Consider the following 11,946-nt stretch of genomic DNA (forward strand, 5'->3'; position numbering starts at 1 on the left):
CCGCTGATCGTCGCGGGCTTCATGACCCACAACTGTGTCTCCTCGACCGTGCGCGAGGCCTCCGATCGCGGCTTCGCGGTGACCGTCGTCGCCGATGCCTGCGCCACCCGCGACCTGCCGGCCCCCGGCGCCGCGCCGCTGATCGTCGCGGGCTTCATGACCCACAACTGTGTCTCCTCGACCGTGCGCGAGGCCTCCGATCGCGGCTTCGCGGTGACCGTCGTCGCCGATGCCTGCGCCACCCGCGACCTGCCGGCCCCCGACGGCGGCGTCGTCTCGGCCGCCGAGCTCCACCGCTCGAGCCTCGCCGCCTTGTCGGACCGCTGCGCCCGCGTCGTCGCGCTCGCCGATCTGCTCCCGGCCGGGTGAGGCCGGCCGCGCCCGGTCCCCTCGCGGCTCTTGGGCCCGGCCGCGAGGCGTGTTAGACGATCGTTCAGCCGGGGCGTCTCCCGATCCCGTGCCGAGACCCCCGAACCCTCCGAGCCCACATGAGCCCGACCGTCGCGTCCGATCGCTCCAGCCGTCTCCTCGGCGTCGCCCTGGTGGCGGCGGCGACCCTGTCGTGGTCGCTGACCGGCTTCTTCACCCGCGTGCTCGGCACCGATCTCTTCACCACCCTCGCCGGGCGTTCCGCCTTCGGCGTCGCCTTCCTGGTGATCCTGTTCGTGGCGCAGGAGGGTCGCGCCGCGCCGCGCGTCTTCATGAGCATGGGGCGGATGGGCGTCGCCCAGGCGATCGCCAGCGTCGTCTGCGCCTTCGCCACCATCGCCTCGCTCTACAACACCTCGGTCGCCGACAACGCGGTGATCGGCGCCACCTCGCCCTTCGCCGCCGCGGTCCTCGCCCGGATCTTTCTCGGCGAGCGGGTGCCTCCGCGCACGATCGTCGCCGGTCTCGTCTCGCTGGTCGGGGTGGCGATCGTCGTGTCCGGCTCGCTCGGTCACGGCCGCCTCTTCGGCGACGCGCTGGCGGTGGTGATGATGCTCGCCTTCGCCGCGATGATCGTCATCGCCCGGGCCGCGCCGTCGATGCCGGTGGCGCCGCCCAACATCCTGGCGGTGGCGCTGAATTTCGTCGTCGCCGCGCCCTTCGCGCATCTCGCCGGGGTGGCGCCGGTCGATTGGGGCCTGTTGGCGGCCTTCGGCTTCACCAATTTCCTGCTCGCCGGAACCCTGTTCCTGGCGGGGTCCCGGCGGATCCCGGCGGCGGAATCGGCGTTGATCGTCGCGCTCGATCTGGTCTTCGGCCCTTCGGTCGTGTGGGCCGCCTTCGGCGAGGCGCCGACGCGCGAGGGCCTGATCGGCGGCGCCGTCGTGCTGGCGGCGGTGATCGGCCACGTCGTCGCCGGTGCCCGCCGGGCCCCGGTCGTGGCGGTCTGCGCCGAGGCGCCGCCGGTGGCCGTCGCTCACCGCGAGGCGTGAGTCTCGAACCGTCGCGCCAGCGCCGCGTCGAGGGCGATCCGTCCCGGCCCGATCACCAGGATCGCCGCGGCCAGCGCCGCCCACGGCAGATGGAAATTGGCCCAGCCGTCGGGAATGGTCAGCTGGATGATCGCGGTCATGATCAGGAGCCCGAAAGCCGCGAAGCGGGTGGCGAGCCCGAGCACCAGCAGGATCGGCAGGACGATCTCCGCCGAGCCCGAGAGAAGGGCCATCAGCTCCGGCGCCGGAAACGGGATCTCGGCCCCGAAGAGATGCAGGCGGAATTCGTCCTGGAAGAGGAAGAGCGCCCCACCGGAGAGCATGAAGGGCGCGTCCCACTTGGTCAGGCCCGATTTGAAGAACGGCACGGCGAGCGCGAACCGGAGCATCAGCGAGACCAGCGACGGCGACAGCCGCCCGAGCAGCCGGTCGGCCCCGGCGACGAGGCCGACGAGCGAGAGGCGCGCGGGCGCGGCGACGGGCGGGGCGGGGGTAAGCTCGGCCGTGGGCATGGCAGTCTCCTTCGTGAGGTCGAACGGGGCTCGAGGGCGAGGCGTCAGGCGATGCCGATCACCACGCCGAGCCGGAAGAGTGCGGTGAGCCGGTCGCCGAGATCGAAATCGGCGGCGACGTCGAGGGCGGCATCCGCCGCCGCGCCGAGGTTCTCGCCGAGCATCAGCGCCGCGACGAAGGCGGCGTCGGCGGGCGCGACCACGACGACGATCACCTCGGCGTCCGGCCGCGCCACCAGCACCGTCTCCGGCCCCTCGGTCGCGAGCGGCGCGGGCTCACCCTCGCCCTGATGCACCGCCCAGATCGAGCCGATCGGAAAGGCCGAGGCGGTGAGCGACAGCGAGGGATGGAGCCGCAACCCGTGCCGCATCAGCGCTTCCGGCGCGATCGCCGCGCAGTCGGCGAGGGCGATCGGCGCCGCCTCGCCGGCATGATGCGCCCGCATCCACGCCGCTTCGAGCCGGACCATGTCGACGAGCCACGGCCAGACCTCGGCGATGTCGCTCGCCGCCAGCCGGTCGGCGAAGGGATCGGCCCAGTCCTGCGCGACCGGACCGATCGGCGGGTCGGAAAGGAAGAACCGGCGCCCGATCGCCCGGAACGCCTCGTCGCCGACGAGGCGGCGTGCGACCGGAAAGAGATCGTCGAGGACGCCGAGCCGCGCCACCCAGGCATTGTTGCGATAGACCGCGAAACGCGAGGCGAGATCGCCGCGCGCGACGATCGTGTCGACCGGCGGCGGCAGGGCCGGATCCGCGATCGCCGCGGCGAAACGGGCGACGATCGCGTCGGCGGGCGTCGGGGTGGGCGTCGGGGCGGTGGCGTCATGCGGCGGCATCGAGCGTCTCCCGGGCACGATCGAGGATCGCCTGCGCCGTGGCCGCTTCCGCCGCCAGGGTCGCGAAGGGCGGGATCGCGGCATCCCATTCGATCAGCGTCGGCAGCGGGCCGGTCCGCTCGATCAGATGCCGGTAGAGCGCCCACACCGACGGCGGCGTCGGCGCGTCGTGCGTGTCGATCGCCAGCGGCAGGCCGGCGGCGTCGACCGTGTCGAACCGCCCGGCGAGATGGACCTCGCCGATCGCGTCGAGCGGCAGGGCGTCGAGAAAGGCGATCGCGTCGAACCCGTGGTTGATCGCGGAGACCTCGACATTGGCGACGTCGAGCAGCAGCCCGCAGCCGGTCACGCGGATCACCTCGGCGAGGAATTCGGCCTCCGGGATCGTGCTGGCGGCGAAGCGCACATAGGTCGAGGGGTTTTCCAGGAGCATGCGCCGCTTCAGCCGGCTCTGGACCCGATCGACATGGTCGATCACCGTCGCCAGCGTCTCCTCCGTATAGGGCAGCGGGAGCAGATCGGCGAGCGGGCCGCCGTGGCTTGACCAGGCGAGATGTTCGGAGAAGCTCGCCGGCTCGTAACGCGCGAGAAGCGCGGCGAGGCGGTCGAGATGGGCCTCGTCGAGCGGGCCGGGATGGCCGATCGACAGGCCGACGCCATGGATCGAGAGCGCGGAGTCGGCGCGCAGCGCCGCGAGCCGGCGATGCGGCGGTCCGCCGGCGCCCATGTGGTTCTCGGCATGGACCTCGAGGAAGCCGAGGCCGGCGCCCCCCGCGCGGATCGCCTCGAAATGCTGCGGCTTGAAGCCGACGCCGGCCCGGGGCGGCAGCGTGGCGGCGGGCAGGGGCGCGGTGGTCATGAACGTTGTGGACATGGCGCGGCCTCGATCGAGGGAGACTGAGGGCCGCCGATCGCGCCGCCGGGGGAGGGGCGCGACCGGCGGGCGCGGCGTCACATCTTGGGCAGGTCGCGATCGAGCGCGGTGAGCGAACCCATGCGGCCGCCCGGCAGCTTCATCGTGGTGCAGGTGCCCTTGGCGACGGCCTTCCACTCGTTGCCCTGATAGTCCACCTTGGAGGTACCGGCGCAGGTCGTGCCGGCGCCGGCGGCGCAGTCGTTCTGGCCCTTCAGCGCCACGCCGAAGCATTTCTCCTTGGCCATGTCCTCGGCGGCGGCCGGGGCGGCGGTGAGGACGGCGGCGCCGAGGGCGCCGGCGAGCGAGGCGAGGACGGTGAGGGAGGCGGTGCGGCGGTTCATGGGGATGTCTCCGTGTCTCGGTGTGAGAACCTTGGGGGTGAGGACGAAGGCGTCTCTCGAAAGGGCACTACGGAGTTCCCCGGATCCGCGTTACGCTGGTCACGCAGCCGTGATCGAAAAATGCGTCACGACGACGAAATGCTCTTCCGTGTAACGATCGGCCTCGTGCGCGCGTATAGCCTTCGGGAGCCTCGACGACCGTGGACCGGAACGATGTGATCAACGGACGTGAAGCGACCGAACGCATGTGGAGCGATTGGATGCGGGCCGGCATCGCCGGCGACGCGCGCGCCTATCGCTCCTTGTTGGAGGCGCTCACCCCGCGCCTTCGCGCCCTGGTGGCGCGGAGCTTGGCGCGGGCCGGCGCGAGCGGCGCCGACATGGAGGACGTCGTGCAGGAGACCCTGCTCGCCATTCACCTGAAGCGACACACCTGGGAGCCGAGCCAACCGCTCGCCCCCTGGGTCTGGACCATCGCGCGCAACAAGACCATCGACGCGCTGCGCCGGCGCGGCCGTCGCATCGAACTGCCGGTCGACGACCTCGCCGAATTTCTGCCCGCCCCGGCCGAGCGCGACCCGACCGAGGGCGGCGACGTCGAGCGCCTCCTGGGTTCGCTCGGCGAACGCCAGCGCGACATCGTCCGCTCGATCGGCGTCGAGGATCGGTCGATCCGCGAGACCGCCGATCGGCTGGGCATGAGCGAGGGCGCCGTCCGCGTCGCCCTCCACCGAGGCCTCAAGGCCCTGGCGGCTCTCTATCGCAGGAGCGAAGCATGAAGACCGAGGACCTCATCGCCGCGCTCGCCGCCGACGGCGCCACCGTCGAGACCCCGCCCGCCCGCCGCGCCGGCACCGCGCTCCTCGTCGGCGCGCTGATCGCGGCGGTGGTCTTCGCCGTCCTGATCGGCCCGCGCCCCGATTGGCGCGCGGCGATCGAGACGGTGCGCTTCCCCTTCAAGTTCGTGCCGTTCGTCCTCCTGGCGATCGGTGGGATCGGCGGCCTGATCCGCCTGTCGCGGCCGGACGGACGCCTCGGCGTCTTCGCCGCGATCCTGGCGCTCGCCGCCGGCCTGCTGCTCGGTTCGGTCGTCGTCGAGCTCGCGGTGGTGCCGGCCGATCGTTGGGCGCGGCTGGCGATCGGCCACAATGCACCGCATTGCCTGACGCTGACGCCGTTCCTGGCGATCGCCCCGCTCGCCGCCGCGCTGCTGGCCGCCCGCCACGGCGCCACCACTCGCCCGGCGCTGACCGGCGCGGTGGCCGGCCTCGCCGCCGCCGGCGTCGGCGCCACGCTCTATGCGATGAACTGCACCGACGACAGCCCGCTGTTCGTGGCGCTGTGGTATCCGTTGGCGGTGGCGATCGTCGCCGGTGCCGGCGCCCTCTTCGGGCGCCGTCTTCTGGTCTGGTGAGAGCCCTCTTCGGGCGCCGTCTTCTGGTCTGGTGAGCGCCCTCTTCGGGCGTCGCCGGCTGATCTGGTGAGACCGATCGCCTCGGGCCCGAGAAGTTATATTGCAAATCTCACTTTGATCGGCTAGACCGAGACGATCTCCCGTCCGGTCTCTCTCCCGTGACACGCGGACGGTTCGATCGCTTCCGGGAGGCATCCGGGGGTGGTCGAGGAGGTCATCGGCGTGGGCGACCATGCCGGGACGTCGACGGTCGTCGTGACCCGTCCCTTGCTCTCAACGGGGCGCGGCGGCCGTCGTCTCCGTCTTCCGCGAGACTACGGATGCCCGTGGGTCGGGCTTCCGTTAGACAAGAGGCGGACGCCGTGCCGACGGGAGCGGGCGGCCGCTTGCGGGCGAGCGACCATGCGATTGACCAGCTACTCCAATTTTTCACTGCGGACGTTGATGGTCGCCGCCATGCGCGACCCGCAACTGTCGACGGTGCAGGAAGTGGCGGAGGCCTTCGGCATCTCGCGCGCCCATCTCGTCAAATGCGTCCATCAGCTCGGCCAGTGGGGCTATCTCGTCAACGTGCGCGGCAATCGCGGCGGCTTCCGCCTGGCCCGTCCGGCGGCCGAGATCACGCTCGGCGAGGTGGTGCGTCGCACCGAGGAGGGGTTCGATCTGGTCGAGTGTTTCGACCCGGCGACCGCCACCTGTCCGCTGGTCGGCCGCTGCCGTCTTTCGACGGCCCTGAAGAGCGCGCGCGACGTCTTCCTCGCGGAGCTCGACCGCCTGACCGTGGCCGACATCATCACCAATCGCGACGAGATCCTCGACATCCTTCGCCTCGACGCGCCGGGGCGCGCCGCCGGCTTCGACTGCGGTGTCGAGCGGCCGTCGGCGAGCGGCGATCAGCACGCCGACGACATCGACACGCCCGCGTCGAAATCCATGTCGGCGGCGATGTCGGCGAGGCTCCAGCCCTTCAATTCGTTCTTGAAGGCCGAATAGGCCCGCTCGCACGCCACCCGCAACAGGCAGGCGGTGACGATCCGGCATTCCTCGTCCTGGGCGAGTCGGCACGGGAACAGGTTCTCCTCCCCCTCGAACAGCTCGATGATCTCCATCACGTCGATGCTCTCGGCCGCCCGCGCCAGCTTGTAGCCGCCGCCGTTGCCGCGCCGCCCGCGGATGTAGCCGGCCCGCATCAACTCGTGACAGGACTTCACCACCAACGATTCCGACAGGCCGAGATGGCGCACCATCTCCGGCATCGTCACCGGCCGGCCCGGCGACTTGCGGCAGATCATCAGAATGCGCAGGGCGCCGTTGGTGGAAGGGTTGAGATGCATCGCGGGATCCACATGGAAACGGCCGGCGCGACGGCGAAGCCGCGACGAGCCTCCCACCCTAGCGCAGGTCGCGCCGGCTTTGATCCGCAGACATACGGAGAAAACCGTGTCGAGCCGGCCCGATCGGCGGGAATTCCCGGCCTTTTGCCTTGACGGCGCGCGCCGCTGCCCTATTGCATCGCCCGATGAACGCCCTCACCCCCCTCTTCTCCCATCGCAAGCATTGGGCGCACCGCTTCGGCACCGCGCCCTTCCTGCCGATGTCGCGCGCCGAGATGGATCTTCTCGGCTGGGACGCCTGCGACGTGATCCTCGTCACCGGCGACGCCTATGTCGATCACCCCTCCTTCGGCATGGCGATCGTCGGTCGCCTGCTCGAGGCGCAAGGGTTCCGCGTCGGCATCATCGCCCAACCCGACTGGACCTCGGCCGAGCCCTTCAAGGCGCTCGGCCGGCCGACGCTCTATTTCGGCATCACCGGCGGCAACATGGATTCCATGGTCAACCGCTACACCTCCGACAAGCGGCTGCGCCACGACGACGCCTATACGCCCGGCGGCGAGGGCGGCAAGCGCCCCGATCGCGCCGTCATCGTCTATGCCCAGCGCGTCCGCGAGGCCTATCGCGACGTGCCGGTCGTGCTCGGCGGGATCGAATCCTCGCTGCGCCGCATCGCCCATTACGACTACTGGTCCGACAAGGTTCGCCGCTCGATCCTGGTCGACGCCAAGGCCGACATCCTGATCTACGGCAACGCCGAGCGCGCTCTCGTCGAGGTGAGCCATCGCATCGCCAAGGGGGCGAAGCCGGCCGATCTCGACGACGTCCGTGGCGTCGCGCTGATGAAACCGGCGGTGCCCGAGGGCTGGACCGAGGTCCACGCCGACGATCTCGACGTCGCCGACGAGGGGGCCCGCAAGTCCGGCCCGATGTCGGTCGTCCGCCTGCCGGCCTTCGAGCAGGTCGCTCAGGATCGCGAGGCCTATGCGCGCGCCTCCCGCGTGCTCCACCGCGAGTCGAACCCCGGCAACGCCCGTCCGCTGGTCCAGCGCCACGGTGACCGCGAACTCTGGGTGACGGCTCCGCCGATCCCCCTGACGACGCCGGAGATGGACGGCGTCTACGATCTGCCCTACGCCCGCGCGCCGCACCCCGCCTATGGCGACGCCAAGATCCCCGCCTGGGAGATGATCCGCTTCTCGGTGACGATCATGCGCGGCTGTTTCGGCGGCTGTTCCTTCTGCTCGATCACCGAGCACGAGGGCCGCATCATTCAGTCGCGCTCGGAAGGCTCGATTCTGAAGGAGATCGAGAACGTCCGCGACAAGACCGAGGGCTTCACCGGCATCATCTCCGACATCGGCGGCCCCACCGCCAACATGTATCGGATGGCCTGCAAGGACCGCGAGACCGAGGCGCTCTGCCGCAAGCCCTCCTGCGTCTTCCCCGACGTCTGCCCGAACCTGAACACCTCCCACGACGACCTGATCAAGCTCTATCGCAAGGCCCGCGCGGTGCCCGGCGTCAAGCGCGTGATGGTCGCCTCGGGCGTGCGTTACGATCTCGCGGTGAAGTCGCCGGCCTACATCAAGGAACTGGTCGCCCACCACGTCGGCGGCTATCTCAAGATCGCCCCGGAACACACCGAGGAGGGCCCGCTCTCCAAGATGATGAAGCCGGGCATCGGCTCCTACGACCGCTTCAAGCAGCTCTTCGACGCGGCGGTCCAGGCGGCGGGGAAGAAGTATTTCCTCATCCCCTATTTCATCGCCGCCCATCCCGGCACGTCGGACGAGGACATGATGAACCTCGCCCTGTGGCTGAAGAAGAACAAGTATCGCGCCGATCAGGTCCAGACCTATCTGCCCTCGCCGATGGCGCTGTCGACGGCGATGTACCACTCCGGCGTCAACCCGCTGAAGGGCGTGCGCCACGGCGGCTCGGAAGAGGTCGAGACGGTGAAGGGCCTCCGCCAGCGCCGCCTCCACAAGGCGTTCCTGCGCTATCACGACGCCGAGAACTGGCCGCTTCTGCGCGAGGCGCTGAAGGCGATGGGCCGGGCCGATCTGATCGGTCCCGGCAAGCATCAGCTGGTCCCCGCCTGGCAGCCGCCCGGCACCGGCCTCACCGGCGGCGAGGGCAGGCGGATGGGCGCCAAGAAGGGCGCTCAGGTGTTTCTCACCAAGGGTGTGGAGCGGCCGGGCCGTCCCTCGCCGATCGCGGCGACGCCGTCCGAGCCGCCGGCACGCAAGGGGCCCGGTGGCGCCAGCGGCCCCGGCGGGCGCGCCGAACCGGGCGCCGGCCGTCCGCGTGGACCGGCGAAGCGCGGCTGAGGTCGCGCGCGCTCGGGCGTCACGGCATCCGTGAAGCGGTGCGGATCGTCTCGCCGTCGACGGCGAAGACGCCGTGACCGCGATGATGCAGGGTCCGGGTGTCGTCGACCGCCGGGTTGCGCCAGGCCTTGATCACCTCGAGCACGCGAATGCCGAAGCGGTCGGCGAGGCTCGAGTCGATCACCCGGCACTCGAGATCGACGAAACACTCGCCGATCAGCGGCGCCGCCACCGTCTCGGCGGCGAGCGGCGTCAGCCCGAAGGCGGCGAACTTGTCCTCGCTGCGTCCCGACGAGTTGCCGATCGCCACCACGCCGGCGAGGAGATCGGCCGGGGGAATGGCGATGACGCATTCGCCGGTGACGGTCAGCGCGGCGGCGGAATGGTCGGCGTCGGAGACGACGCAGGCGATGCGCGGCGGCACGAATTCCACCATCATGTGCCAGGACATGGTCATGACGTTGGCGCGCTCGCCGCGCCGAGTGGTCAGCAACACCACCGGGCCGGGTTCGAGAAAGCCGTAGACCTCACCCAACGGAAGGTCGACGAGCATGTCGGGGGCGGGAAAACCGCCCACCGGAACCGGGGTCGTCATGGCGGGGTCTCCTCGTGGCTCGCACGGTCGACGGCACCTTTGCCGGGGCGGCGACCGTCGTCGGAAGAGAGCGCAGTCTACACCCGCCGAGGTCGTGATGCCCCGCGACGATGGACGCAGGTAGAATACCTCACCCCCGCGCGAACCGATCCTTGAGCGCCAGGAACTTCGCCTCGAACAGGAAATAGGAGAGGCTGGCGAGCGCGATCGAGACCGGTGCCATCACCGCGAAGTCGACCACCGGCTTCGGCAGGCCGGTCGCCGTCGCCCAGGCCTCGAGCGGCAGCCACGCCTCGGCGAAGACGCCGACCGGCAGATGCACGACGTAGAGCCCGTAGGAGATCAGCCCGAGATATTTGAGCGGCCGCGTCTCCATCACCCGGGTGAGAAGGCTCGTCGGGTTCTGCAACACGTGGATCATCACCACCGAGAGCGAGGTGACCGAGGCGATCTGCAGCACCACATAGGGCAGCTCGAAACCGACCGTGCGCTCGGCGATCGGATAGCAGGCGAGCGCCGCGATCACCGCGAAGGCGGCGAGGAGCGTCGGCGTCGCCCCGATCCAGGCGGGCGTGCGGTCGCGCTCGAGCGTCATCAACGCCCCCGCCGCCATGAAGACGAAGCCGTTGGCCGGCGAGGTGTAGAGCGTGATCATCTCGTAACCGGCGCTCTGCAGCGCCTGGATCGCGGCGAGGCAGAGCGCGATGGTGACGATCATCAGGCGCGTGTGCCACCGCGTCGGCAGGAGCACGACCAGCGGCGCGAAGAAGACGTAATACTGCTGCTCGACCGCGAGGCTCCACACATGGGTGAAGTCGCCCCAGCGATAGGTGACGAACCCCAGCATGAAGTTCTGGAGATAGACGAGATACCACCAGAGATCCCCGAGGATCTCGCCCTGGCGGAAGGCGACGTCGAGCACGACGAAGACGCCGAGCCAGAGGTAATAGGCGGGAAAGATCCTGAGCGCCCGGCGCACCCAGAAGTCCTCGAGCGCCGGTCCGAGCCGGGTCGTTCCCGCCTCGATCTTCGCGCGCGAGCGGTGGAGGATCCCGGTGATGAGAAAACCGGAGAGGATGAAGAACAGGAACACCGAGAGACCGCCGATGTCGGTCCCCAGGATCAGCGAATGGTGGATCACCACGGCGAAGGAGGCGAGGCCTCTGAGCCCGTCGAGCCCCGCGTATCGTCCGCCGGTCATGTCGTCGTCGTTCTCCCGATCCGCGCGTGATCGCGCGGCCGCTCATTCGCCCGAGCCTCGTGGCTTCTTCATGGCGGAGCGCGGCGCGCGTCGCGGATCAACGAGGACTTGCGGCCCCCGCCGTCGCCGGCCAGGAACCGCTCATCATCGGCACGCCGAGCGGCAGGGCGAGCCCGACCGCGCCGAGCCGGGCACGTGCCTCCGCCCCGTCGAACGACCCGGCGAGGAGCGCCCGATAGATCGCCGCCACCGCCACCATGTCGCAGCTCTGCGGGCTCAGCCGGAACGCGCCGACGCCGAAGCCGAGCAGGGTCGCGATCTCGTCGCCCGCGGCGGTGCAGGCGTCGGAGAGGGTCTGCACCCCATTGACCGCGAGAAAACCCTCGCCGTCGAGCGTGTCGACCTCGAGCCCGTCGGGATCCTGGTTGCAGACGAATTGGCAGCTGTCCTTGGCGAGCCCGTGGACGCGGGCGTGATAGCAGCGCCCGGAGATCGCCAGCGGCACCCGCCCGAAGACGTGGAGCTGGGTCTCGATCCCGAGCCGCGCGCCCTCCGCCGCCAGGCGCTCGATCGAGGCGGTCGGCAACTCGTAGGGCAGCGCCACCGACCACGCGCCCCGCGCCGCGAACCAGCCGAGCGTGCCCTCGTCGTAGACGTTGACCAGAGGTGAGACGGCGAAGCGTCGCCCCGCCGGCAGCAGCGCGAGCGGCGTCATGTCGTTGATCTCGATCTCGACCCCGTCGAGCCCGGCGAGGGCGGCGACCGACTGGCGCTCGCGCTTCAGGGTCGGCAGAGCGAGCGCGTCGACCACCACGGTCTTGCCGGCCCGCGTCAGCCGCTCGATCGCCTCCGGCAGCCGGTCGGCGAAGAACGGCTCGCGCTTGGAACAGACGACCTCGCCGACATGGACGCGGTCGACGTCGGCCTCGTCGGCGATCCGGGCGTAGAAGTCGGAGAGGCGCTCCGGCGCCCAGTTGAAGAGGACCGGCCCCATCACCAGGGTGGGGGTGGAGCGGGTCGCGGGCGTGTTCGTCATATCC

General features: G+C 70.4%; 14 protein-coding genes. 6 read left to right on the plus strand and 8 right to left on the minus strand.

From position 1 onward, the window contains the following. A partial coding sequence (locus tag J3S89_RS16210) for an isochorismatase family protein (protein ID WP_217928789.1) occupies positions 1 to 369 on the plus strand: 369 nt, incomplete at its 5' end. 119 nt (positions 370 to 488) lie between these two features. Further along, complete coding sequence (locus J3S89_RS16215) at positions 489 to 1,421, plus strand: DMT family transporter (RefSeq protein ID WP_217928790.1); 933 nt, start codon at positions 489 to 491, stop codon at positions 1,419 to 1,421. On the opposite strand, the gene J3S89_RS16220 is transcribed toward J3S89_RS16215, so the two are convergent. The 4 genes from J3S89_RS16220 to J3S89_RS16235 all read right to left on the minus strand — a co-directional run bounded on the left by J3S89_RS16220 (position 1,406) and on the right by J3S89_RS16235 (position 4,029). Next, complete coding sequence (locus J3S89_RS16220; protein WP_217928791.1) at positions 1,406 to 1,933, minus strand: DoxX family protein; 528 nt, start codon at positions 1,931 to 1,933, stop codon at positions 1,406 to 1,408. The genes J3S89_RS16215 and J3S89_RS16220 overlap by 16 nt on opposite strands. A gap of 44 nt (positions 1,934 to 1,977) precedes the next feature. Continuing rightward, on the minus strand, positions 1,978 to 2,772 hold the full coding sequence (locus tag J3S89_RS16225) for an HvfC/BufC N-terminal domain-containing protein (protein ID WP_217928792.1): 795 nt from the start codon (positions 2,770 to 2,772) through the stop codon (positions 1,978 to 1,980). Next, a complete protein-coding gene (bufB, locus tag J3S89_RS16230; protein WP_217929185.1) occupies positions 2,759 to 3,616 on the minus strand; it encodes an MNIO family bufferin maturase in 858 nt (285 codons plus the stop codon). Before bufB ends, J3S89_RS16225 begins: the two co-directional genes overlap by 14 nt. Before the next feature lie 107 nt (positions 3,617 to 3,723). Then, on the minus strand, positions 3,724 to 4,029 hold the full coding sequence (locus J3S89_RS16235; protein ID WP_217928793.1) for a BufA1 family periplasmic bufferin-type metallophore: 306 nt from the start codon (positions 4,027 to 4,029) through the stop codon (positions 3,724 to 3,726). A 245-nt stretch (positions 4,030 to 4,274) separates the two neighbouring features. Here J3S89_RS16235 and J3S89_RS16240 point away from each other — a divergent pair, with 245 nt between their 5' ends. The 3 genes from J3S89_RS16240 to J3S89_RS16250 all read left to right on the plus strand — a co-directional run bounded on the left by J3S89_RS16240 (position 4,275) and on the right by J3S89_RS16250 (position 6,436). Further along, a complete protein-coding gene (locus J3S89_RS16240; protein WP_217929186.1) occupies positions 4,275 to 4,808 on the plus strand; it encodes a sigma-70 family RNA polymerase sigma factor in 534 nt (177 codons plus the stop codon). Continuing rightward, complete coding sequence (locus tag J3S89_RS16245) at positions 4,805 to 5,443, plus strand: NrsF family protein (protein ID WP_217928794.1); 639 nt, start codon at positions 4,805 to 4,807, stop codon at positions 5,441 to 5,443. The genes J3S89_RS16240 and J3S89_RS16245 overlap by 4 nt, the downstream gene beginning before the upstream one ends. Positions 5,444 to 5,845: 402 nt before the next feature. Next, the gene (locus J3S89_RS16250; RefSeq protein ID WP_217928795.1) at positions 5,846 to 6,436 is read left to right on the plus strand and encodes an Rrf2 family transcriptional regulator; all 591 of its coding nucleotides are present in this window, start codon (positions 5,846 to 5,848) and stop codon (positions 6,434 to 6,436) included. Here the strand turns inward: J3S89_RS16250 and J3S89_RS16255 are convergent. After that, the gene (locus J3S89_RS16255; protein WP_217928796.1) at positions 6,337 to 6,777 is read right to left on the minus strand and encodes an Rrf2 family transcriptional regulator; all 441 of its coding nucleotides are present in this window, start codon (positions 6,775 to 6,777) and stop codon (positions 6,337 to 6,339) included. The genes J3S89_RS16250 and J3S89_RS16255 overlap by 100 nt on opposite strands. A gap of 185 nt (positions 6,778 to 6,962) precedes the next feature. Here J3S89_RS16255 and J3S89_RS16260 point away from each other — a divergent pair, with 185 nt between their 5' ends. Then, positions 6,963 to 9,110 (plus strand): YgiQ family radical SAM protein, encoded by a 2,148-nt coding sequence (locus J3S89_RS16260; RefSeq protein WP_217928797.1) that lies wholly within the window; start codon positions 6,963 to 6,965, stop codon positions 9,108 to 9,110. Positions 9,111 to 9,129: 19 nt separating this feature from the next. Here J3S89_RS16260 and J3S89_RS16265 read toward each other — a convergent pair whose 3' ends face one another. The 3 genes from J3S89_RS16265 to ubiV all read right to left on the minus strand — a co-directional run bounded on the left by J3S89_RS16265 (position 9,130) and on the right by ubiV (position 11,942). Beyond that, entirely contained in the window at positions 9,130 to 9,705 is a 576-nt protein-coding gene (locus tag J3S89_RS16265) for a flavin reductase family protein (RefSeq protein WP_230489189.1), read from the minus strand. Between the two features lie 130 nt (positions 9,706 to 9,835). Then, a complete protein-coding gene (locus J3S89_RS16270; RefSeq protein ID WP_217928798.1) occupies positions 9,836 to 10,906 on the minus strand; it encodes an acyltransferase family protein in 1,071 nt (356 codons plus the stop codon). 97 nt (positions 10,907 to 11,003) lie between these two features. Further along, positions 11,004 to 11,942 (minus strand): ubiquinone anaerobic biosynthesis protein UbiV, encoded by a 939-nt coding sequence (gene ubiV / locus J3S89_RS16275; RefSeq protein WP_217928800.1) that lies wholly within the window; start codon positions 11,940 to 11,942, stop codon positions 11,004 to 11,006. Positions 11,943 to 11,946 lie beyond the last annotated feature (4 nt).

This window comes from Pinisolibacter aquiterrae (assembly GCF_019160155.1).
Classification (GTDB): Bacteria; Pseudomonadota; Alphaproteobacteria; order Rhizobiales; family Ancalomicrobiaceae; genus Pinisolibacter; species Pinisolibacter aquiterrae.

Excerpts from the sequence above, each read along its gene's own strand:
- J3S89_RS16215 (WP_217928790.1), top strand. The coding sequence starts at position 489 with ATGAGCCCGACCGTCGCGTCCGATCGCTCCAGCCGTCTCCTCGGCGTC.
- J3S89_RS16220 (WP_217928791.1), bottom strand. The coding sequence starts at position 1,933 with ATGCCCACGGCCGAGCTTACCCCCGCCCCGCCCGTCGCCGCGCCCGCG.
- J3S89_RS16225 (WP_217928792.1), bottom strand. The coding sequence starts at position 2,772 with ATGCCGCCGCATGACGCCACCGCCCCGACGCCCACCCCGACGCCCGCC.
- J3S89_RS16235 (WP_217928793.1), bottom strand. The coding sequence starts at position 4,029 with ATGAACCGCCGCACCGCCTCCCTCACCGTCCTCGCCTCGCTCGCCGGC.
- J3S89_RS16240 (WP_217929186.1), top strand. The coding sequence starts at position 4,275 with ATGTGGAGCGATTGGATGCGGGCCGGCATCGCCGGCGACGCGCGCGCC.
- J3S89_RS16245 (WP_217928794.1), top strand. The coding sequence starts at position 4,805 with ATGAAGACCGAGGACCTCATCGCCGCGCTCGCCGCCGACGGCGCCACC.
- J3S89_RS16250 (WP_217928795.1), top strand. The coding sequence starts at position 5,846 with ATGCGATTGACCAGCTACTCCAATTTTTCACTGCGGACGTTGATGGTC.
- J3S89_RS16255 (WP_217928796.1), bottom strand. The coding sequence starts at position 6,777 with ATGCATCTCAACCCTTCCACCAACGGCGCCCTGCGCATTCTGATGATC.
- J3S89_RS16260 (WP_217928797.1), top strand. The coding sequence starts at position 6,963 with ATGAACGCCCTCACCCCCCTCTTCTCCCATCGCAAGCATTGGGCGCAC.
- J3S89_RS16265 (WP_230489189.1), bottom strand. The coding sequence starts at position 9,705 with ATGACGACCCCGGTTCCGGTGGGCGGTTTTCCCGCCCCCGACATGCTC.
- J3S89_RS16270 (WP_217928798.1), bottom strand. The coding sequence starts at position 10,906 with ATGACCGGCGGACGATACGCGGGGCTCGACGGGCTCAGAGGCCTCGCC.
- ubiV (WP_217928800.1), bottom strand. The coding sequence starts at position 11,942 with ATGACGAACACGCCCGCGACCCGCTCCACCCCCACCCTGGTGATGGGG.